Source organism: Bacillus sp. FSL W8-1202, from assembly GCF_038006165.1.
GTDB lineage: Bacteria > Bacillota > Bacilli > Bacillales > Bacillaceae > Bacillus > Bacillus subtilis.
On sequence record NZ_JBBOUR010000001.1, the window covers coordinates 1,024,976 to 1,043,782 of the forward strand.

The 18,807-nt window shown below is 41.4% G+C and carries 22 protein-coding genes and 6 pseudogenes; 13 read left to right on the top strand and 15 right to left on the bottom strand.

The genetic code is table 11. The features are described from left to right. Positions 1-29 precede the first annotated feature (29 nt). Positions 30-512: pseudogene (cotF, locus tag NSQ09_RS05225) on the top strand (spore coat protein CotF). 31 nt (positions 513-543) lie between these two features. On the opposite strand, the gene hypR reads toward cotF, so the two are convergent. Further along, positions 544-921, bottom strand: coding sequence for a transcriptional regulator HypR (gene hypR, locus NSQ09_RS05230; protein WP_014478546.1), 378 nt, complete (start codon positions 919-921; stop codon positions 544-546). Positions 922-1,126: 205 nt separating this feature from the next. On the opposite strand from hypR, the gene NSQ09_RS05235 reads away from it, so the two are divergent. After that, on the top strand, positions 1,127-2,056 hold the full coding sequence (locus NSQ09_RS05235; protein WP_017695792.1) for a manganese-dependent inorganic pyrophosphatase: 930 nt from the start codon (positions 1,127-1,129) through the stop codon (positions 2,054-2,056). Between the two features lie 32 nt (positions 2,057-2,088). On the opposite strand, the gene NSQ09_RS05240 is transcribed toward NSQ09_RS05235, so the two are convergent. Both NSQ09_RS05240 and NSQ09_RS05245 read right to left on the bottom strand, forming a co-directional pair. Beyond that, positions 2,089-2,535, bottom strand: coding sequence for a DUF6376 family protein (locus NSQ09_RS05240; protein WP_069837904.1), 447 nt, complete (start codon positions 2,533-2,535; stop codon positions 2,089-2,091). Positions 2,536-2,625: 90 nt separating this feature from the next. Then, the gene (locus NSQ09_RS05245) at positions 2,626-2,859 is read right to left on the bottom strand and encodes a hypothetical protein (RefSeq protein WP_257986356.1); all 234 of its coding nucleotides are present in this window, start codon (positions 2,857-2,859) and stop codon (positions 2,626-2,628) included. 100 nt (positions 2,860-2,959) lie between these two features. Here NSQ09_RS05245 and NSQ09_RS05250 point away from each other — a divergent pair. Together NSQ09_RS05250 and NSQ09_RS05255 are read left to right on the top strand one after the other, a co-directional pair. Next, positions 2,960-4,263 (top strand): annotated as a pseudogene (locus NSQ09_RS05250) (MFS transporter). A 160-nt stretch (positions 4,264-4,423) separates the two neighbouring features. Next, positions 4,424-5,161, top strand: coding sequence for a MerR family transcriptional regulator (locus NSQ09_RS05255; RefSeq protein ID WP_021481086.1), 738 nt, complete (start codon positions 4,424-4,426; stop codon positions 5,159-5,161). Positions 5,162-5,198: 37 nt separating this feature from the next. Here NSQ09_RS05255 and NSQ09_RS05260 read toward each other — a convergent pair whose 3' ends face one another. Together NSQ09_RS05260 and NSQ09_RS05265 are read right to left on the bottom strand one after the other, a co-directional pair. Beyond that, a complete protein-coding gene (locus tag NSQ09_RS05260) occupies positions 5,199-5,987 on the bottom strand; it encodes a hypothetical protein (protein ID WP_326046014.1) in 789 nt (262 codons plus the stop codon). Between the two features lie 67 nt (positions 5,988-6,054). Then, positions 6,055-6,444 (bottom strand): YybH family protein, encoded by a 390-nt coding sequence (locus NSQ09_RS05265; protein ID WP_326046013.1) that lies wholly within the window; start codon positions 6,442-6,444, stop codon positions 6,055-6,057. A 145-nt stretch (positions 6,445-6,589) separates the two neighbouring features. Between NSQ09_RS05265 and NSQ09_RS05270 the strand changes: the two genes are divergently transcribed. Further along, positions 6,590-7,429: a pentapeptide repeat-containing protein gene (locus NSQ09_RS05270; RefSeq protein WP_341030620.1), complete on the top strand. Its 840-nt coding sequence runs from the start codon at positions 6,590-6,592 to the stop codon at positions 7,427-7,429. 32 nt (positions 7,430-7,461) lie between these two features. Here NSQ09_RS05270 and NSQ09_RS05275 read toward each other — a convergent pair whose 3' ends face one another. Further along, positions 7,462-8,676: an MFS transporter gene (locus tag NSQ09_RS05275; protein ID WP_168768977.1), complete on the bottom strand. Its 1,215-nt coding sequence runs from the start codon at positions 8,674-8,676 to the stop codon at positions 7,462-7,464. Positions 8,677-8,863: 187 nt separating this feature from the next. Here NSQ09_RS05275 and NSQ09_RS05280 point away from each other — a divergent pair, with 187 nt between their 5' ends. The 3 genes from NSQ09_RS05280 (at position 8,864) to NSQ09_RS05290 (ending at position 10,761) form a co-directional block, all read left to right on the top strand. Continuing rightward, positions 8,864-9,742, top strand: a complete 879-nt coding sequence (locus tag NSQ09_RS05280) for a LysR family transcriptional regulator (RefSeq protein ID WP_341030621.1) — start codon at positions 8,864-8,866, stop codon at positions 9,740-9,742. A gap of 13 nt (positions 9,743-9,755) precedes the next feature. After that, the gene (locus NSQ09_RS05285) at positions 9,756-10,199 is read left to right on the top strand and encodes a GNAT family N-acetyltransferase (protein ID WP_017695802.1); all 444 of its coding nucleotides are present in this window, start codon (positions 9,756-9,758) and stop codon (positions 10,197-10,199) included. A gap of 82 nt (positions 10,200-10,281) precedes the next feature. Further along, a complete protein-coding gene (locus tag NSQ09_RS05290) occupies positions 10,282-10,761 on the top strand; it encodes a DUF2798 domain-containing protein (protein ID WP_341030622.1) in 480 nt (159 codons plus the stop codon). A 24-nt stretch (positions 10,762-10,785) separates the two neighbouring features. Here NSQ09_RS05290 and NSQ09_RS05295 read toward each other — a convergent pair. The 3 genes and pseudogenes from NSQ09_RS05295 to NSQ09_RS05305 all read right to left on the bottom strand — a co-directional run. Beyond that, positions 10,786-10,928 (bottom strand): annotated as a pseudogene (locus NSQ09_RS05295) (LysR family transcriptional regulator); the annotation flags it as partial. Between the two features lie 7 nt (positions 10,929-10,935). Further along, positions 10,936-11,598 carry an MBL fold metallo-hydrolase gene (locus tag NSQ09_RS05300; protein WP_144453899.1) on the bottom strand — a complete coding sequence of 221 codons (663 nt, stop codon included), beginning with the start codon at positions 11,596-11,598 and terminating at the stop codon, positions 10,936-10,938. Positions 11,599-11,768: 170 nt separating this feature from the next. Further along, positions 11,769-12,221: a MarR family transcriptional regulator gene (locus NSQ09_RS05305; protein ID WP_003226875.1), complete on the bottom strand. Its 453-nt coding sequence runs from the start codon at positions 12,219-12,221 to the stop codon at positions 11,769-11,771. A 119-nt stretch (positions 12,222-12,340) separates the two neighbouring features. Between NSQ09_RS05305 and NSQ09_RS05310 the strand changes: the two genes are divergently transcribed. Continuing rightward, positions 12,341-12,787, top strand: coding sequence for a GNAT family N-acetyltransferase (locus NSQ09_RS05310; RefSeq protein ID WP_129138052.1), 447 nt, complete (start codon positions 12,341-12,343; stop codon positions 12,785-12,787). After that, on the top strand, positions 12,784-13,386 hold the full coding sequence (locus NSQ09_RS05315; protein WP_017695807.1) for a YczE/YyaS/YitT family protein: 603 nt from the start codon (positions 12,784-12,786) through the stop codon (positions 13,384-13,386). The genes NSQ09_RS05310 and NSQ09_RS05315 overlap by 4 nt, the downstream gene beginning before the upstream one ends. Before the next feature lie 67 nt (positions 13,387-13,453). On the opposite strand, the gene satA is transcribed toward NSQ09_RS05315, so the two are convergent. After that, complete coding sequence (satA, locus tag NSQ09_RS05320) at positions 13,454-13,975, bottom strand: streptothricin N-acetyltransferase SatA (RefSeq protein ID WP_017695808.1); 522 nt, start codon at positions 13,973-13,975, stop codon at positions 13,454-13,456. Positions 13,976-14,324: 349 nt separating this feature from the next. On the opposite strand from satA, the gene NSQ09_RS05325 reads away from it, so the two are divergent. From NSQ09_RS05325 to NSQ09_RS05335, 3 genes and pseudogenes are all read left to right on the top strand, one after another. Further along, positions 14,325-14,681 (top strand): MmcQ/YjbR family DNA-binding protein, encoded by a 357-nt coding sequence (locus NSQ09_RS05325; protein WP_017695810.1) that lies wholly within the window; start codon positions 14,325-14,327, stop codon positions 14,679-14,681. A 159-nt stretch (positions 14,682-14,840) separates the two neighbouring features. Further along, positions 14,841-15,275, top strand: coding sequence for a dihydrofolate reductase family protein (locus NSQ09_RS05330; protein ID WP_341030623.1), 435 nt, complete (start codon positions 14,841-14,843; stop codon positions 15,273-15,275). Between the two features lie 277 nt (positions 15,276-15,552). Then, a pseudogene (locus NSQ09_RS05335) lies at positions 15,553-15,712 on the top strand (DUF255 domain-containing protein); the annotation flags it as partial. 111 nt (positions 15,713-15,823) lie between these two features. Here the strand turns inward: NSQ09_RS05335 and NSQ09_RS05340 are convergent. From NSQ09_RS05340 to NSQ09_RS23075, 5 genes and pseudogenes are all read right to left on the bottom strand, one after another. Then, positions 15,824-16,468, bottom strand: a pseudogene (locus tag NSQ09_RS05340) (MFS transporter); the annotation flags it as partial. A 103-nt stretch (positions 16,469-16,571) separates the two neighbouring features. Continuing rightward, positions 16,572-17,486, bottom strand: coding sequence for an IS3 family transposase (locus NSQ09_RS05345; protein WP_033880480.1), 915 nt, complete (start codon positions 17,484-17,486; stop codon positions 16,572-16,574). After that, positions 17,483-17,800 carry a transposase gene (locus tag NSQ09_RS05350; RefSeq protein ID WP_014479904.1) on the bottom strand — a complete coding sequence of 106 codons (318 nt, stop codon included), beginning with the start codon at positions 17,798-17,800 and terminating at the stop codon, positions 17,483-17,485. Before NSQ09_RS05350 ends, NSQ09_RS05345 begins: the two co-directional genes overlap by 4 nt. An 83-nt stretch (positions 17,801-17,883) precedes the next feature. Next, positions 17,884-18,609, bottom strand: a pseudogene (locus NSQ09_RS05355) (MFS transporter); the annotation flags it as partial. A gap of 33 nt (positions 18,610-18,642) precedes the next feature. Then, positions 18,643-18,705: a tetracycline resistance efflux system leader peptide gene (locus NSQ09_RS23075; protein WP_010886645.1), complete on the bottom strand. Its 63-nt coding sequence runs from the start codon at positions 18,703-18,705 to the stop codon at positions 18,643-18,645. Positions 18,706-18,807 lie beyond the last annotated feature (102 nt).

Below are 18,807 nucleotides of genomic sequence, written 5' to 3' on the forward strand. Positions count from 1 at the left end.
GAATCTGATCGATAAAGGAGAATTTTCACATGGATGAACGCAGAACATTGGCTTGGCATGAAACATTAGAAATGCACGAGCTGGTTGCTTTTCAATCAAACGGACTCATTAAACTGAAGAAAATGATAAGAGAAGTAAAAGACCCTTAGCTCAGACAGCTTTATAACGTGTCTATTCAGGGTGTTGAGCAAAATTTAAGAGAGCTTCTTCCGTTCTTTCCACAGGCTCCGCACAGAGAAGATGAGGAAGAAGAACGCGCAGATAACCCATTTTACAGCGGTGACCTGCTCGGTTTTGCTAAAACATCTGTCCGCAGCTATGCCATCGCAATTACAGAAACAGCAACACCTCAATTAAGAAACGTACTGGTCAAACAGCTGAATGCTGCCATCCAGCTGCACGCCCATGTTTATCGATACATGTATCAGCATGGATATTATCCGTCTTACAACCTTTCTGAACTGTTGAAAAACGATGTCAGAAACGCCAACAGAGCCATTTCAATGAAATAAAACAAGCAGCAAAGGAGTTTTCCCTTTGCTGCTATTTCTGCTGATCCTTCAGTAAGCCGTTCGAACGATAAGATTCCAGCACGTCTCTGTTGGATTCTCCCCATTCTTTCATTTGCAAAACAATCGGTTCAAGCGTTCGCCCGAATTCCGTCAGAGAGTACTCAACCTTGGGCGGCACCTGTTGATAAACCTCACGATGCACGATGCCGTCCGCTTCCAGCTCCCTCAGCTGAAGAGTAAGCATTCTTTGAGTAATACTCGGGCAGATTCGCCGAAACTCATTAAATCGTTTCTTGCCATCTATCATGTGATAAAAAAGAATTCCTTTCCACTTTCCGCCAATGACATCTAGAGTAAATTCAACTGGACAGCCTTCTTTGTTCGGGTATATATTCTTTTTTCCACTCATTCTTGATCCTCCAATAGTACCTTTTTTGATACTACATTACATTTTGCAACTAAGCTACCCAGTATTTTACACACCTTTTCTCCTTAGCTCAAAGAAAATGCTTCTTATTCACATCAATTTTTAAGGGTTTGCATGATTACACCTGCAGCCAGACGTGTTAAACTATATAAAGATTACACTACTTAAAAAAAGGATAGGAGCTATCATGGAAAAGATACTTATTTTCGGACACCAAAACCCAGACACAGATACGATTTGTTCTGCGATCGCTTATGCTGATTTGAAAAACAAACTCGGCTACAATGCTGAGCCTGTCCGTCTCGGACAAGTCAACGGCGAAACACAATACGCGCTTGACTATTTCAAACAAGAAAGCCCGCGTCTTGTTGAAACAGCTGCAAACGAAGTAAACGGCGTTATCCTGGTTGACCATAACGAACGCCAGCAAAGCATCAAAGACATTGAAGAGGTTCAGGTTTTAGAGGTTATCGACCATCACCGCATCGCTAACTTTGAAACAGCTGAGCCGCTTTACTATCGTGCTGAGCCTGTAGGCTGTACGGCTACCATCTTAAACAAAATGTACAAAGAGAATAACGTGAAAATCGAGAAAGAAATTGCCGGCCTTATGCTGTCTGCGATCATTTCTGATTCCCTGTTATTTAAATCTCCAACTTGCACGGACCAAGACGTAGCGGCAGCAAAAGAGCTTGCGGAGATCGCTGGCGTAGATGCTGAAGAATACGGCTTGAACATGCTGAAAGCAGGCGCTGATCTAAGCAAAAAAACAGTGGAAGAGCTCATTTCTCTTGATGCGAAAGAATTTACACTCGGCAGCAAGAAAGTCGAAATCGCACAAGTAAACACAGTGGACATTGAAGATGTGAAAAAACGCCAAGCTGAATTAGAAGCTGTGATCTCAAAAGTTGTGGCTGAGAAGAATCTTGATCTGTTCCTTCTCGTTATCACAGATATCTTAGAAAATGATTCACTTGCTCTTGCAATCGGTAACGAAGCAGCGAAAGTGGAAAAAGCGTTCAACGTTACTTTAGAAAACAACACAGCCCTCTTAAAAGGCGTTGTTTCCCGTAAAAAACAAGTCGTTCCTGTCTTAACAGACGCAATGGCTGAATAAGCAAAAAGCATCCCGCGTCGGGATGCTTTTTCTTATTCACCCAGCTTCTCAATTTGTCCCATCACATCAGTAATTTGCTTTGCGTTTTGGACCAGGTCTGACTGCTCCAATTCTTCAAGCGATACCTTGCCTTCCTCCACTTGCTTCAGCACATCTTCAGCGCTTTTCTGCAAGGTTTCGTTATGCTCCTGAATGGTTTGATGAATCTCCGCTGCGGCATCAGGCGGCGTTAATTCATTAAAATCAGCGGCAGCCTTCTGAATCGACTCAAGCTGCGCTTCAAGTTTTTCTTTCGCCTCGGTGTCATTTACAGCTTTCTCAGCCAATTCAGGCGCTTCCTCTGCAAATGTCTTGACCTTCTCCACATACCCCGCTGCTTCGCTCGTATAGTTCAAACCGTCATTCACCTGATCAAGCATGCCGCATCCGCCTGCACTCAAAAGTCCCACTCCGGCAAGTACTGTCAAAATGATCTTCATCTTCAGCCCCCTCATCGTTTCTTCTTCATTTTTTCTTTTAAGATCGGAATCAATTTCTCTTTCGCTAACGGCAGCCCTTTCCTCACCAATTCACGCTTCAGCCACTTTCAGACATTCTGATGCTCCTCTCCCTTTTTGATAAAAATGAAAAAACTCCACCGATTTGGTGAAGTTCTCAAACAAAAAGACCTTCACCAAATCAGATTTGGCAAAGGTCTCGCTAACAATGAGATTGCCAGCAAAGCCGAGGACACCTTGTCCCGTAATGACGACTTTACTGTGAAAGCTACTCCCCTTTGGAGTGTTCATTTTTATTACTTTCATTCTAAAGCACCGATCTGTTCCAGTCAAATTCCTGCCGTTTATATAAAAGCGCGCTGTGGTATTTAAAATTTGAATGGTTTTTCTATCAGGAGATCATGCTATGACAGAGGAGGTTTTCATCATGAGTCAAGAGCGCGTGAAACGGCCTGGGCATACCAGATGGTACATATCTTCGTTACTTAGCGGCATTATTATTCTTAATTATTTTGACCGAGTGGCCATCTCGGTAGCGGCCCCTGCGATACAAGATTCGTTTCACCTTACTGCAACCGCATCGTGTTTTCCATTTACACCCATTCCTATACACTGATGCAGCTGCCTGTCGGAAGTTTGCTGGACCGTTTTGGGGTGGCATGGGTCACGAGGGTTGGAATGACAATATGGAGCTTTTTAACGATCATTCTTGCTTTTTTGCAAGGAAAATTGCTGTTGTATCTGTTCCGGTTTCTCATTGGGCTGACGAGCGCCTCTGCGTTCCCTGCTGCCTCTAAAGCAACCGCTCTCTGGTTTCCTCCAAGTGAGCGGGGATTGGCAAACTCACTGTTCGATTCGGCCGCCAAGTTTTCAAATGTAATCGGCGCGCCATTGGTCGCCTTTCTTGTCACAACATTTGACTGGCGTGTCGCTTTTTTGACGATTGGATGCATCAATGTGCTGTTTACGATTTTTTTCTGGCAGTATTATGAACAGCCTGAACGGCACAAACGCATTTCTAAAAGTGAACTAAACTATATTCAAAAACACAATGCCATTACAACAGAGCAAATCCCTTACAAAACGGGCCCGCTTTTAAAAAAGCTTTTCACCAATCGGAAAGTATGGGGCTTAATGATCGGATTTACAGGGTACGGGTATACATTCAACCTGCTGCTCACCTGGCTTCCGACTTTCTTTAAACATACATACGGTATGGATCTCATGTCGTCCGGTTTATTTACAGCAGTGCCGTGGCTGATCTCAACCATTTCCGGAATTGCCGTCGGCGGCTGGCTCGTCGATTATTTTATTAAGAAAGGCTATCCTAACACCAAGGTGTACCGAACCGTAATCATAGTCGGAATGAGCTTTGGCTTTTTCTTTTTAGGATCCATTCTGACGAACAATATTACCGTAGCCATTATTTGCATTTCCATCGGCCTCGCCGGAATTTCCGCAACCGCTCCGGTCGGCTGGTCCATCTCCGCAGAACTCGCGCCGATCGGTTCCGTATCCATGCTGAGCTCCATGGTGAATCTCGCAAACAACCTGTTCGGAGGCATTATTGCTGCGTCACTGACAGGGTATTTGTTTGATGTGACAGGCTCCTTTACCCTCAGCTTTCTGGTAGCTGGTTTTGTGCTGTTGCTGGGATTGGTTTTTTATGTGTTTGTACTAGGGGATGTAAAACGAATTAAACTGGAATGAAGAGTGCTTGCTGAAAAGCACTCTTTTCTTTGAATCCGCCAGGTGTTATTTTCTTTCTCCCAACATTCACTAGGCTGTTCTCGGACGAAAACACCACCATTTTATCCTTGACTCCAACCAAAGGTAAGGCCTCATAGTGAAAGAAGAAAGGAGGAGTCAGATGGTGAAATTAACAGTAAAAGAACTATCCAATATTGCGAATGTCACAATCAAAACGCTTTATCATTACCACAAAATCGGCTTGCTAGCCCCAAAGGAAATAAGCGAAGCCGGATATCGGTACTATGGTGCTGACGAACTAAAAAGACTGCAGGAAATCCTTTTTTACAAAGAATTAGATATTCCTTTGTCAGAAATCAAAAGATTATTAAATGAGGATGCTGAAAGAACAAGTACATTAGAAAAACAAAAAAAGCTGTTTGAAAAGAAAATTGAAAAGTATCAGCGTCTCATTCAAACAGTCAACACATCTTTAGAATACACGAGAAAAGGTGAAAACATGGATCATAAGGTAATGTTTAAAGGATTTGAAAGCGCTGAAGAATGGAAACAATCTTTAGCAGAACAAAATGGGTATTTAAAAGAGCGTTACGATTTTGAATTGGATACACATACAATCAATGTCGATGAAATGAACAAAATGGCAATAGAGGCTAAACATTTTCTTGATAGGATGGCTGATTTTTTAAGAAACGGTGTAACGTATCATGACCCTTCCGTGCAAGAGCATGTCATGAATCATCTTAAGTTCCTAAATCAGAACGGGCATCCGACAAGTAAAGAAGATTACGTAAAACAAACACGTTTTTTTATGCAAGATGATTTCCATAGAGGAATGTTAGAAGAGCAGCAAACCGGTTTATCTTATTATTTGGTTGTCGTTGCAGAACACCTGTAGTGTTTTGTCACCCTTTATAGGGTGACAGCCATCAGGATTACGAGACAGCACCGCCAACAATCGAAACATTCTGCCGGTCAACGGCAAAACGCCGTCCGTTCCATTTCAATACGGTTTGAACATATCCCAATGAGTCGGCGTTATACCTTCCCGCTATCCGCTGGTACGCCAATAATTCGTATACGCCGTCTCTGTCAAAATCAACCGGATACAAGCCCGATAAAGGATTCACCCATCCTTCTATCGGCATTTTTAACACACCTTGGCTGTTATAAATCTCATTCAAATATTCCCTGCCTTTGTAAGTAAGGTCGAGGATATACATTTCGTTTTGCTGATGACTGATGACGCTCGCTTTATATTGATTTTGATACCTCACACTGTACTTTAATTCATCATTCAATACATCTGAATTGAAAATTCGCCGAAACTGCCTGTTTAGATAGGCAAACACGTATGCATAAATAGCACCGCCGCTTCCCCCTGTATCTATTACCACTGCCACATCCTCAATCTTGTCGCCTGTCATATCCCCCAGAAAAAGTGACGGATTGTATCCCATATTGTTTTGAAGCTGAATCCGCTGCTCCTGATGGGTTCTGCCATCACGGATCACCAATGTGATATTTCTCCATAACGGGCTGCCGGGCATTTGATTTCCAGTTAGAAAGACCTCGTCAATAACGCCGTCTCCCGTTACATCGCCGCGGGTAGATGCAATGATTGCACGTGAGGAGACAGGCTGACGAAATACGTATGGATGTTGAACAAGTCCTCTGCTTTCATAAAACCAATAAGGAGCCATTCTGATGTCATACACATTCAATTGTATCACCTTCCCTAATCAGCTGAATGAATCATTATATGCAGAAATGGCACATCAAAGACATATCTTACACACCAATTAAATCCGTACCATATGAGTTATCGATTACACAAAGCCACTCGCCTTGCGCATTCTTCTTAAATACATAGGTCGCCCTTCTTTCCATCGCATACTCGGAGTCCTTTTTATCTGAATCAAGCAGTGTCTGAGAAAGGACGAGTACCGTGTCACCTGCTTCCAGCATGATCATTTCCCTTTGTCTCGGCACAATATGATGATTGAAATAGTTCGCAATCGTGATAAACGCTTTTTTGATTTCTTCTTTGCCTCGCGCGATCATGCCCGGCTTCACGACTAAAACGGCATCTTCCGAATAATAATTCATCAGTGTATCAAAATCTTCATTTTGGATTGCCAAATCACACGCAGAGATGATGTCTTTCAATTGCTGTTCCAAATGAATTCCCCCAATCATCATGATTGGATATATTATACATCGCTAGACCACTGAAACCGTGAAAACAAAATGAAAAGTATCCTTTTTTCCTATATAATCAAATAGATATATTTAACAAAGTACCCAAGTGAAGGGGTGAACATTATTGTCTGCGGAAGTAACGTTACATGACAATATACATCATGATTTAAGTGCGGATTGCCAGCACTGTTTTGGCCTGTGCTGTGTCGCCTTGCCTTATGCGAAGTCGGCAGATTTTGCTTTTGATAAAGACGGGGGCACGCCTTGCCGCAACTTACAATCAAACTATCAATGTTCTATACATAAAGATCTCAGAGAAAAAGGATTTCGAGGCTGCTCTGCATATGAATGCTTTGGCGCCGGCCAAAAAGTATCCCAAATCACTTATGAGGGAAAGGATTGGCGAAACAGCCCCGAAACGGCCAACCAGATGTTTGACGTTTTTCCTATCATGCAGCAGCTGCACGAAATGCTCTGGTATTTACATGAAGCTCTTTCTATAGATATAGCCAAGCCGATTCATCCCGAACTGAGAACCAGTTTCGAAAAAATAGAAAAGCTCACCAGACTCAGCAAAGAACGCCTGCTGACACTGCAGGTGGACGAGCATCGAGCTGAGGTCAATGAATGGCTGTTAAAAACAAGTGAGCTGGTGCGTGCCCAAGCCCGCCATCCAAAACTCCCGAAAAAGGTCAGCCGGGGAAGTGTCCTGATCGGCGCGAAACTGAAAGGGCTTGATCTGCGAGGAGCAAATCTAAGAGGGGCGCTGCTCATAGCCGCCGATCTGAGAAATGCCGATTTGAGAATGACAGACTTTATCGGTGCAGATATGAGAGACGCTGATCTCAGCGGCGCCGACCTGACCGGGAGCATCTTTTTGACACAGGCACAGGTGAACGCCGCCAACGGCGATTCGAATACAAAGCTGCCGCTGTCTGTACGAACCCCTGCCCATTGGAAATAAAAAAGGACCCGCTAACGGTCCTTTTTTACTGATCAATTCAATCCTTTTTCGTTCCTTTTATCCGGCATTTTCACACTTCTTGCCAAGTATCCCGACAGCCATAACGCAACCAGCAGCATGAAGGTGATCATACCGACGACGCCCAGCCAGTGAAAAGCAGACCAGAATAGCCCTCCGACTGTTCCGCAAACACTTGAACCGGCGTAATAAAAGAACAAATACAGCGATGAAGCCTGTGCTTTGTTATGAAGGGCTCTCCTGCCCACCCAGCTGCTGGCAACTGAATGTCCTCCGAAAAAACCGAATGTAAAGAGGGCAATCCCCAGAATTTTCACTGCCAGCATACTGTTTATCGTGAATAAAGCACCTGCAATGACGATGAAAATATTCATCACCAGTATTTTTGGATAGCCATATCGATCAACCATTCTTCCAATGAAAGACGAGCTGAAAATGCCTACAATCATCACAATAAATATCCAGCTGGCAAATGCTTTATTAAGCGAATACGGCGGGCCCAACAGCACATACACAATGTAATTAAACAATGCAACATTGCTTCCGAGCAGCAAAAAACCAATGAGAAACAAGCTGAATAGTTTACGGTCCCTCAAGTGGTCGATCAGAGACATTCCCAATTTCCCGAGCTTCAATTTTCTTGGCGTAAAATGCCTGGATGGCGGCAAATTCATAAAAAATATAATACTAGCAATCAAACTAATGACACCAATTGACCCCATCGCCATATGCCAATTCAAGTACTCGCTCAGGAGCCCGGAAACGATCCTTCCGAAAACGGCGCCGATTGCATTTCCGCTGATATATAGCCCCATCGCCGACCCAAGACTTCCGGGTTCAATTTCTTCCCCAAGATAAGCCATCGCAATCGACGGAAGGCCTGCGAGCGCAACGCCTTGAATGGTTCTCAATACGAGCAGTGTATGAAAGCTCGGACTAAAGGCCGATGCCAGACAGAGAACCGATGCGGCCAGCATGGAAATACCCATAATAGGCTTGCGTCCCCACACCTCGGATAATGAACCAAAGACAAGCATGCTCACAGCTAACAGCATTGTGGTAACAGATAAAGAAAGACTCGCCGCAGTAGGCGTCACATGAAATTCCCGCGTGAATTCCTCCATGAGCGGCTGTACGCAATATAGAATCGCAAATGTATTGAAACCCGCAGCGAAGAAAGCAAACGTAATTTTTCGAAAAACCGGTGTGCCTTTTCGAATGTATGTCATCAGGACTTTATCGGTCCCTCATCATGTTGTGGAGCACTGCCATTCATAAACAACCATCCTTTATTTCTTCCGAATTCAAACATCCTCGAGTCTGTTTATATTACTATCTTAGCACCGTTGATATATGTTGTATAATGCATATAAAATATTATTTTCATGCTTATATGTAATAAAGGAGGGATGATAATTGGAATGGGAACAACTTGAATATTTTCAAACACTGGCCCGAATGCAGCACGTCACGAAAGCCGCAAAAAGCCTCTCCATCACACAGCCTGCGCTTTCACGCTCTATCGCCAGGCTGGAAAATCATTTGGGCGTGCCGCTATTTGACAGGCAAGGACGATCCATTAGCTTAAATCAATACGGACACATTTTTTTGCGGCGGGTTCAGGCGATGATGAAGGAGTACACCGAAGGAAAAGAAGAAATCCAAGCCTTATTAAAGCCAGACCAAGGCGTAGTCTCTCTCGGTTTTTTACATACATTAGGCACCACGCTCGTGCCCGATCTCATCGGCTCCTTTCAGCAGGAATACTCCAACATTTCCTTCCAGCTGAAGCAAAACCACTCTTATTGGCTGCTTGAACGATTAAAATCCGGGGATCTGGACCTCTGTCTCCTCGCTTCGATTAAGCCTGAAGATCCGATCCAATGGATCAAGCTGTGGAGTGAAGAACTCTTTGTATTTGTGCCAAATGATCACCCATTAGCCAGTCACGAAAGCATTACCCTGAATGAGATTGCCGGGGAGCGTTTTATTTTATTGAAAAAGGGCTATGCGCTTCGGATGACCGTCGATGAGCTGTTTGAGAAGGCTGATATACAGCCGAACATTATGTTTGAAGGAGAAGAAGCAGCTACTGCCGCAGGTTTTGTGGCAGCCGGACTGGGCATATCTATTCTCCCAGACCTGAAAGGCTTAGACCAAAGCAAAATCACCAAAATCCGCGTCAGCTGGCCGGAATGTCAGCGTGTCATAGGAATTGCCTGGATAAAAGGCAGGTTTTTATCACCGGTTGCTGAGACCTTTAAACAATATGTGATCAGCCATTTTTCTGAGTAGGGAGGATTCAAGCATGAATGTCAAAAAAATCACGTCAGAACAGGATTTACATACAGCTTTTGAAATCAGAAAGGCAGTATTTGTAGAGGAACAAGGCTGTCCCATTTCGGATGAATTCGATGAGTTTGATACACTCCACGGTGACTGCCAGCACATCCTGGCTTATCATCAGAATGTACCTGTTGGCACTGCACGTGTCCGTATCGTTGGCCACACGGGGAAACTGGAACGAATCTGCATTCTGAAGCCTTACCGCAAATTCGGTTTGGGAAAAGTGATCGTCGGTGCATTAGAACGTATTGTGAAAGAACAAGGCATTTCTGCCTTCAAACTGCACGGCCAGACACAGGCGGCAGGCTTTTATGAAAAGCTCGGCTATCAGACTGCATCAGAAGAATTTATGCTGGACGGCATTCCGCATGTGCTGATGACAAAACAAGACGATTCTGCGCTATAGATTGTTCACAAATTTGTCACTTATGAGCATGAACAGTTCATTGGTATACTAATCACCGATTATGAAGAGAAGGAATGATTGTATGCCAGCAAATAAAAAAGAGAGTCTTATATTTGGCGTGATGATGTGTTTTGGAATGGTCTGCGTCATGTCGATTTACAATACCATCAACAACGGAGCCATCCACGATTTTTCACTGATGACGGTTTTTGAAATGGTCATCGGTTTTATGGTCGCCCTCCTGTTAGATTTACTGTTAGTGGGCCCCCTCGCCAAGAAGATTGCATTCCGCATGCCGTTCGACAAGACTAAAAAAATTTATGTCATCCTTGCCATGTCAACTTGTATGGTGATTGGCATGGTACTTTGTATGTCTGTGTTCGGTTTAGTGACAGCGGTTCTAGCAAATGGGCTGAACGGGGACAGCCTCTTCAGTGCTTATCTTATGATTGTGTTGAAAAATTTCATCCTGGCCTATCCATTGCAATTACTGATTATGGGCCCATTAGTCAGAGGGATTTTCATGAAATTTGTAAAACCAAAGCTCACAGCCACAATTTAAATAGAATAGGAGTGAGCCTGACACTCACTCCTTTTGCTCATGAATCGAATGTATAACAAGCTCCGCAAAAGCCTCTGCGGCAGGCAGCTGCCATTTTTTCTTTTTGGGTGTGAGTAAATCGGATCGAGAGCTGCACCATGCTGAAGAATTTTCAGCTTATGTTTTTCACTTCCATTAATCCCTATACCTTACCACATAGTTTTTATACAATTCTTCGTTATAAAGAATTTCTTCGCCATGTGAAGAGCAAATGAGCGTTGGTTTGATTTGATCTATGATTGAGCCGCTATCGATGTTCTCATTTATATCAACACTGAATCTTCTTATAGGTGGGTGTAAATCCTTCTTACTTGTGATAAAAAGGTCGCCCGTTAATAGCGTACGATCAATTTTATGATCATACACGACATGCCCCGGCGAATGGCCAGGTGTTAAATAGTATTTCAGAGGCAGGTGAGCAAGCGTTTGCTCCGTCAGCGGCTGGACAATATGGGCTACCCCTGTGTTCTCCACTTCATTTTTGTTCGGATATGGCTCTTCCCCATTGATGTACTTTAGTTCTTTCTGGTGCGCAAAAATCGGAATATCAAATCTCTCTAACCATTTTGATGCACCTCCGATATGATCACTGTGGCCATGGGTAAGCAAAATGGCTTTTGGATTGCCGATCGCTAACGCTGCCCTAATTTGAGCATCAGCAAAACGTTCTATTCCCGTATCAACAATATAAACATCATCACCATCTTTGATAAACCAAGTATGAACCGGAATACGAAGAGGCACATCAAGCTCAAATTCACATTGATAGACATGTTCTGATAGTTGTCTCAAGTTCACGCAAACCATCTCCTTTGGAAATTTTTTGATAGTTTTAAAGAAAACAGAAGTGAACGGACCATTTTCCAGGCAGATTATCTTGAAAATGGTCCCACACTCCAGCAGACTGGTATTCTTGAGAGGAGACGCCGATTTTCGCCAGCATCAGCTCAAATTGTAAACGTTATCCATTAATAATCCCTTTTGTTCCCCTTCTTCACATATTCCCAATCACGTTCTATATTCTTCCTCACTCGATGAAGGAGTGCAGAAATGGTTTCCTTTTCCTCTGAAGTAAAACCGGACAAGGCCACTTCCGTGGAATGTTCTCCTTCTCTTCTTAACAATGGATATACCTTTTTCCCTTTCTCAGTCGGGAACAGTTTTTTTATTTTTTTATTTTGCTCATCTGGCAGTTTTTGAATAAATCCCTGCATTTCCAGCTTCTTAATGGCCCGCGCGGCCGTTGTCCGGTCCACTTTTATCATTTCCGCCAATTTTTCTTGAATAATTCCCGGATTTTCGTATATACGTACGAGATAGAGATACTGCCCTCTTGTTAAGTCCAAATCTTTAAATTCGATGTTGCTTATGGAATCCAACGCTCTTGCTATCATGCCGATCTCACGCAAAATATCATTCATTCCTAAAACCCCTCACGTACTTTTGTTGCAATTACAACAAAAATGTTTTAACCTTACTATAATAAGACCACATGCATGCTGTACAGTCCAGACTAATATCAGAAAAGGATTGATTCATAATGAATATAAAAAGAATAACAACTGAAGCTGATTTACATGAAGCTTTGAATATTAGAAAGACGGTTTTCATTGAGGAGCAACATGTATCGGAATCCGAAGAGTTCGATGAATTTGATACGCTCCAGGAACAATGCCAGCATGTCTTGGTATATCATGAGAATCAGCCTGTCGGCACGGGCCGTGTGCGCATCGTTGACCATACAGCAAAGCTGGAAAGAATCTGCATCCTAAAACCTTACCGTAAGTACGGATTGGGGAAAGTCATCGTAAGCGGGTTAGAAGAAATCATAAAAGAAAAAGGATTGACTGCATGTAAGCTGCATGGTCAAACACAAGCAGCAGGCTTTTATCAAAAACTGGGCTACCAGATTTCTTCACAGGCATTTATGGAAGACGGCATCCCTCATGTCTTGATGACAAAAGACATATCGCGGAATATAACATGAAATATATTTTTTACGGATTAGGCATACTCATATTAAGTTTGGGCATTTCCTTAACCATACAATCAGGACTGGGCACATCACCCTTCGATGCCCTTTTGGTTGGTCTGTCAAAAGAAATCGGTCTTACCGTAGGGAGCTGGGAGGTCCTTATTTCTGTGATCCTCTTAATCTGCAACGCTATATTAACGAGAAAAAAACCTATTTTGCTAGGCTTAATTACAGCATTCATTACTGGAATAGGCATTGACCTATGGTTGTTTGTTGTAAAAAACACCATCTATCTAAATGCGTTGTTAAGCAAACTGATTTGTTTCGGAATTGGTTTGGTGCTCATCGGTCTTGGAACAGCCATCTATCTTCAGACGAAATTCGCATCAACACCCATCGATCATTTAACACTTATTATCCGAGATCTCTCCAAAAGAACAATCTTGTTTTCAAGAACATTGGTATACGCTCTTTTCTTAGTATTAGCCATCATCTTTAAAGGCCCTATCGGCATCGGAACCCTATTAACCGTCTGTTTGGGAGGAATGATCCTTCACGTTTTTATGCCTATTGTGGAAAAACAATTCTTATCAAAAAAAAGAAGGGGTTAAAAAACCTCTTCTTTGAAAAAACGAAACGCAAAACAAGCTACGTTTCGTTCAATAATTTTATGATAAATTAAAATTTATAGTACCAAAAAATCGCAATTTCATTTGCTGTTGGAAGGTTGGAATAAAGCATCGTATCAACTGCACCTATTATAAAGTGATGTTTGGCATAAAAACGACAAGCTGAAACATTAATATCTTGTGTTTCAAGCATAAGACCACAAAAGCGATTCTCCTTTGCCCACTCAATCGCTTTATGTAATAATGCTGTTCCAACGCCTTTTTGTCTATAGTCTTTTGCAACGGCAATGTCCTCTATTAGTGCATACCCATTCCAGTTAGAACGAATCTTAATCCGGCCGATGCAGTTGTTTTCAACATAATATAAAAAAACAACCTTTCCTTCACCTTCAATATAACTAACATCCATTTCATCATCTTCATATTGTTTAAAATAAGATTCAGAAAATCGTTCCTCAGTATATGTCCAAACACCGTTTTCAAAAGCAGGTATCATTCTCCCAAAAACAACGAAAGGTTCATTTGGTTTATTGAAATCTTTCAAATTCATTTGAGTCATTTTCTTGATCATATCAATCCCCTCCTAAACGAGATTATATTAGCATACTCGTTTCGATCGATAACAGCTTCCAAAAGGGCACTCTTTAAAAGAACAGCATCCATTACCTTTTATATATAGCGATTTTTCTATTTCACTGTCTTAATGGGGTATTTCAACAGAGGCTTGTGGTACAGTAAAAAGGAATAGAAACAAGAGAAAAGAAGATGAACCTATGCCCACTAACAATAAACTCAATGAGAAATATCATACACAGCTTCTGCCATTGGTGACATCTCTATTGAAGTATCCAAAGGACAACCAAGGATCGCTCTTTGATTTTTTCAAGAAGAAAGTAGAGTGAATAAAGGAGTGATTGAGTATGTTAACAAGAGAAGATATCTTTAAACACGTCAAAGAAAAATACGGTACATCGCCTGATTACCCGTGGGAGAAATACCCAAACTATGCTTCTTTGAGACATACATCAAACAAAAAATGGTACGGTCTTATCATGAATGTTCTCCCAGAAAAATTAGGCTTGGATGGTCATGGCGAAATAGATATTCTAAATCTAAAATGTCCCCCTGACATAAGTGATAGCTTAAGAAACGGGGAAAATGTCTTACCCGGATATCATATGGATAAGGAACATTGGATTTCAATTGTTTTAGAACGGACAGATCCAGAAGGCGAAATCTATAACTTAATCGAGCAGAGCTTTCATTTAACCAAGTGAAGATAAAGAGTGCTCCTGCTAATCAAGCTGCGAGGAGTAGTGGGCACTTTCATTTTAGGATACTGTTCTTCACTCTGTCCACAAACGCAACTTAGTCCATCTGGTGTGTGAGTGGGAGAAGAATTTCTACCAACTTCTTATGTAAAAGGATGAATAGTAATGACAAATAACTTAAAACAGAGAAGAATCATTTTAGATTTAGCAGTTACTTTAGATGGTTTTATTGAAGGGAAAAATGGAGAAGTTGATTGGTGCATTATGGACCCTGATATGGGGTTTACTGATTTTTTTTCCAGAACACAAAATGAGATTGATAATCAAGCCGTATTTATAAATGATAATATTCTTGAAGAAGTAAATAAATTGAAGAAAAAGTCTGGCAAAGACATCTGGCTATATGGTGGAGCGAGTATAATTACAACTTTTATAAATTTGGGGCTTGTTGATGAATTTAGATTATCTATTCACCCTGTTGTTTTGGGAGAAGGAAAACCGTTGTTTATTGATGTAAAACAGAGGATAAATTTAAAAATGGTGAATACAAGAACATTTTCCTCTGGCGTTGTGCAAATCGTTTATCATTGGAATGGCTAAAAAAATCTTTCCCTCCAAAATATACATTGTAAGGTAACACTCGACAGTTATTTTTCTTATTGAACTAAAGGGGGAATCCAATGGGTTCTCCTTAATACTATTGAATTATCAACATCAAATTTTAACAGAGCTAAAAATATCCATTCTCTTGTATTAAAAGAAAAGAAGACTGGAAAGGACGCATTAACATAATTAAACATTATAGTATATTTCATTCTCCCTCTTTTAAGTAAATCGGCTAAGTTTTGTGTTTATAAAAAAACGAAAAGGTGATCCTATGCCCAATAACAATAAATCCAATAGATTAATCGCTGAGAAGTCTACTTATTTTACTTCAACATGCTCATAACCCTGTGGACTGGTTCCCTTGGGGAGAAGAAGCATATGAAAAAGCGAAACGCGAAAACAAGCCTGTTCTCGTATCTATTGGGTATAGCTAACGATGGCTATGGCTAATCTAAAGAACATGCTATTGATGCCATGTTTATTCATTTTACAAAAAAGGATCAACCTTGAATTACTTTAACAAGATTGATCCTTTCACTCATTTAGCCATGTCTCCGCGAACGTTTATATACATTCAAGATTACAAGCCAACAAATAACAATGATTCCTGCAAAAAGTATGAGCATATTGCTATACAAATAGGTAGAGTGATCAACGTCAATAGGCAGCAGCCTATGATCTAGGAAGCCGATAGATAATAAACCGCCTACAATCGCAATACCCGTTCCCTCTGATAAAAAGCTCGTGAAATTAAGCAAACTCATTCCAGCGCCCGCTTCCTTTTCTTTCAAACTGCTAGACACAACTGTAGATATAACTGTTTTTGTGAAAGATAGCCCCCCAAAAACAAAAATTACTATAATTGTCATGATCCATGGTGCTGCATCTATAAAAAAGGCAGCGATTAAAAAGCCGGAAGAAAGCAATGCACTTCCAATAGTTAGTACATACAAGGAACCTTTCCGATCAACAAGCAATCCCCCAATGTAACCAAAGATGATAACACTCATTGTTCCGGGGAAAATAATGCCGCTTCCAATTGCTGCAGTACTTAAATGGTGAACATCTTTCATCATGTAAGGAACCATAGAGACAAATCCTGCTACTGTACCAAATATTAGTCCTCCGCAAAGGGTTCCAATCACAAAAAAGACGTTTTTCCCTAATTCAGGGTCAACAAAAGGGTCCTGAGCTCGGGTTAACCCCCTAATTTTGGACACATACTACTCTTAGCTCATTATTTCATAGAATTGCTCTTTATTTTAGGTGAGGCAAGAAAATCATCCTGCCTCATACTCTCACTTCTTTAATCGTTAGCTCTTCTGTTTGGTTTCGTTGATAAAATTCATTTGGTGCTAAATCTAAAATACTCGAATGGATTCTTCGATTATTGTAGAAATCCATGTATTCAGCCACCTCATGATACGCATCTGCGTAGGAATGAAAAGCGAACCGCCTCAAACATTCATACTCTAGTAATCGGTGAAACGACTCGATATGGGCATTCATATTCGGTGTTCTCGGCGGAATGCGTTCATGTTCGATGTGGAACGTTTCACATGCTTTCTGAAACGCTAGAGAAATAAATTGTGGACCATTATCCGTTCGAATGACTGGCTTTGTTTCTCTTTCAAATTGCTGACGCTTAAACAAGGCACGCTGCACGAGTTGGCCAGCGTCGTGTCCGGTACAATGTAAACCAATATGATAATCAATGATGGAACGGTCATATACATCAATGAGCGATAGAATAAAGAAGAAACGCTCTTCACCTTCGATGTAGCCGTATTTAATATCTGCTTCCCACAGCTGATTCGATTCAGTGATGATCCGGTTCCTCGCTAATTTTCTTGGATAGTGGAACTTCACTTCTCGCTGTGGCTGTAGGATATCGAGTTCCTTACATAATCGGTACACTTTCTTTTTGTTAATCTGTAGCGCATACTCGCTTCGAAGGCGGAGGCACAACTTTCGATAGCCATAGACACCGGCTTCACCTGAGATGAGTTCCATCAGCCATTCCTGTATTTGTTCATCCGGTATTTTTTTGCCGTTCTTAGTGAGTGAATAGCCCGGAATGGGTCTGCCCTCACTTACTGACTTTTCTTCTTTCTTGTATTGATAATAGTACGTAGAAGGAGAAATCTCTAAAATCTTCAGGACTTTACGGACGGCATAACCTTTCGCAATCCACTCATTCGCTATTTCAAGCGTTTCAGTAAGTGAGGGTTCTTCTTTTTTAGTACGTCACGGAGAATGGAAATTTCTAAATCTTTTTCGCCTAACAGCTTTTTAAGCTGGTCATTCTCCTCCTCCAACTGTTTGATCCCTGAGGGAGAAACAATATCTTGAATGCCGGAATGATCTAGATTGCCTTTTTCCTGAAAAGCTTTTACCCATTTGCTTACGAGATTTGGACTGAGCTCGTGACGTCTCGCCACCAAAGCTTTATTGCCTGTTTCAATTGCTTCTTGTACCACCTGTTGTTTAAATTCAGCAGAATGTTTTCGTCTTTGCATCACAAAAGCCCCCTTATTTGGCAACCTTAAGTATAAAACCACTCTTAGTAGGTGTCCAAATTCATTAGGGGGCTAAATAGAGCTTTCCTAATGTGTTTTACAAATATGAAGAAAGCAAGAATACTGATGATCAGAAAAGAAAATCTATAAGATGTTGTAAACAGCATAAAAAATACGATACCTGCAGACATCAATATAATCCCTTCCATATCAATGTGTCCTCTTATTCTCTCTTCCTTTTTCAACAATTTTATAAGGAATGGAACGGTGATAATTGTTGCAGTTGGAATAAGCAGCAAATACGACCAATGGATATAATGAGCAACCATTCCGCCAATAGCTGGCCCAACACCTTCTCCCATTGCTACCAGGGACCCGATCAGGCCAAATGCTTTCCCCCTGTTCTCTTTTGGAGTATAGCGCGCAACGACAACCATCACAAGAGCTGGGAATGCGGCTGCACCAATTCCTTGAATAAATCGGGCTAGAATGAGAATAGGAAAGAAAGAGTGTCCAACAAATCCAATGATCGACCCTAAGCCATTTACCATAATCCCAAATAGAAGCAGATTTTTGATGCCCATCTGGTCTGATAGCTTTCCATATAGAGCTGTTCCAATGGAGAAGGTTAACATAAAGGCAGTATTCACCCAGTTTGCACTTGCTGGCAGTTTATTAAACTTGTTGGCAATATCAGGTAATGAGACGTTCAGAACCATTTCATTTAATACGCTGAAAAATGATAGAACACAAAGCCAAATCAAAACTTGATTGTGCCGTAAAGTTGACTGTGAATAAGACGTATTCACAATTTCCCCTCCATTAATGAGGGCAGACGCAGTTTATAGGGTCATTGATACGCTTCCCTCTTTTAATTGTACCCTGTTCATTTTATTGCACTTCATAATAACTCCCCCTACATTTGATTGATATGATCTTATTATATATAGACTAAGGTTTAAACTTTTACTTTTTTTATAAAAATTTGACCAGATTGCGAAACAAGG